A 1,886-nucleotide genomic window follows, 5' to 3' on the forward strand; every position below is an offset into this window, starting at 1 on the left:
CAGCTACGCCATGTGGTCGTCGCCGGACGTCACACGCTATATCGGCGGCAACCCGTTCTCGCGCGAAGAAGTGTGGGCACGGCTACTGCGCTACATCGGCCATTGGGCCGTTCTCGGGTTCGGCTATTGGGTGGTCGAAGAGAAGGGCAGCGGCCGTTTCCTCGGCGAAGTCGGCTTTGCAAACTTCATGCGCAGCATCGAGCCGTCCCTGACGGAGATGCCCGAGATCGGCTGGGTTCTCGCGCCCCACGCACATGGCAACGGCTATGCGACCGAAGCTGTCCGCGCCGCGTCGCAATGGGGCGATGCGAATTTTGATGGCAAGCGCACGGCGTGCATCATCGATCCGTCGAACACGCCCTCGCTCCGCGTCGCGGAAAAATGCGGCTATCGAGAATTCGTGCACACGACCTATCGCGACAAGCCGACGGTTCTCTTTACACGCGAACCGGTGCGCTGAGGTCTCTTAGAGGCGAGGAGCGCCGTCGACGACGGCGCGCCAGGTCCGACCGCATTTTACATCGGCGGCATCTTGTCGAATTTCGGCAGGGCCGGATCCATGTGATCCCAAGCGTATCCGCGTATGGCGTACGTCACCATTTGCGGTTTGTATCGGCTCGGATCGTCGAGGCTCGCAGCGCGCACGGTGAACAGATCGGGCATGGCCGCAAACGTCATGTAGACCGGTGACCCACAGGTGGGACAGAACGCACGCGTTTTTACATTGCCGCTGTCGCCGACCATGTCCCAATGCGTCGCGTCGCCTGAGAGTTTCACGCTTTGCCGTGGAAAGGTCAGGTGCGACCCGTGTCCCGTGCCGCTTTCATGCTGGCAATCGCGACACTGGCAATCGTTCGTCACCACCGGCTCACTCGCGATTTCATAACGGATCGCGCCGCAGGCGCATCCGCCGGTATAGGCCTCGCTCATTGCTTCTCTCCTGTCAGCAGACGTCGTTGCTGCGCGTTTCTCAAGTCGCGTCAGACCTGCTCGTCGGCGATGCCGCCGATGTTGTGCAGGACCTTCTTCCAACCGCCGCTCATGCTCTCGAACGCGGAATCGTTCCGCGGTGTTACGAAACCCGAATGGATGAGGCGAAGGCGCGTTCCGCCCTCCACGCGCGACAGGATCCATGTGACGACCGTTTCAAGCCGCGAACCGTATCCGACATTCGCCTCGTGTCCCCCCGTCCACGCATAGACGAGGCGATCGTTCGGCACGACTTCCAGCACCTGGCAGTGAATCGTGCCATCCCACAGGCCGGCAGGCTTCGTCTGGAATGTGAAGCTCTTGCCCTTGACGGCCTCGAACCCCGACGGCGCCATCATCCAGCGCCCGATCAGCTCGCCGGTCGTCAGCGTTCTCCAGATCGTCTCCGGCGCATGCGGGAAGACCTCGTCGACCACGATCTCTTGCGTGTCCAATTTCAATGCGGCGTCGTTCATGGATCGATCTCCTTCAGGAGGGTTCGGAGGTTGGCGAACCGCTCGCGCCAGAAGACGCCGTAGTGGCTCATCCAATCGACGAGTGGCGCGAGCCCTTCCGGTTGAGCGCGATAATAGACGTTGCGGCCCTCGGGGCGTTCGGCGACCAGGCCGGCCCGCTTCAACGACCGCAAGTGTTGGGAGATGGCTCCCTGCGTCACGCCGCTCCCCCGTGTCAGCTCCACCACGGTGATCTCGTCGGACCTGACGACACGCTCGAACACGGCTCGTCTGGTGGGATCCGCGAGGGTGCGCAGGACAGCGTCGATGGTGGCGGTTTCAATCATGATCGATTAATTAGCATTCGCTAATGCATTAGTCAATTCTAATGTATTTTGGGAGGCCAATTAATGTGCCTGTTGTGATCGCCCCGGCGAGACCGACGCGTCCGGGGTGGCGAAT

At 61.6% G+C, this 1,886-nt stretch carries 4 protein-coding genes; 1 reads left to right on the forward strand and 3 read right to left on the reverse strand.

Annotated elements, in window-relative coordinates:
• The coding region (locus AC1DT3_RS19540; RefSeq protein ID WP_477466876.1) for a GNAT family N-acetyltransferase at positions 1-460 on the forward strand (460 nt) is incomplete at its 5' end.
• Between the two features lie 56 nt (positions 461-516).
• Here the strand turns inward: AC1DT3_RS19540 and AC1DT3_RS19545 are convergent.
• From AC1DT3_RS19545 to AC1DT3_RS19555, 3 genes are read right to left on the reverse strand one after another with little or no spacing between them, the layout of a single operon-like run.
• Positions 517-930, reverse strand: a complete 414-nt coding sequence (locus AC1DT3_RS19545; protein WP_477466877.1) for a GFA family protein — start codon at positions 928-930, stop codon at positions 517-519.
• Positions 931-980: 50 nt separating this feature from the next.
• Positions 981-1,445 carry an SRPBCC family protein gene (locus AC1DT3_RS19550; RefSeq protein WP_477466878.1) on the reverse strand — a complete coding sequence of 155 codons (465 nt, stop codon included), beginning with the start codon at positions 1,443-1,445 and terminating at the stop codon, positions 981-983.
• The gene (locus AC1DT3_RS19555; protein WP_477466879.1) at positions 1,442-1,771 is read right to left on the reverse strand and encodes an ArsR/SmtB family transcription factor; all 330 of its coding nucleotides are present in this window, start codon (positions 1,769-1,771) and stop codon (positions 1,442-1,444) included. Before AC1DT3_RS19555 ends, AC1DT3_RS19550 begins: the two co-directional genes overlap by 4 nt.
• Positions 1,772-1,886: the final 115 nt, after the last annotated feature.

Source organism: Microvirga sp. P4_G7 (genome assembly GCF_056401005.1).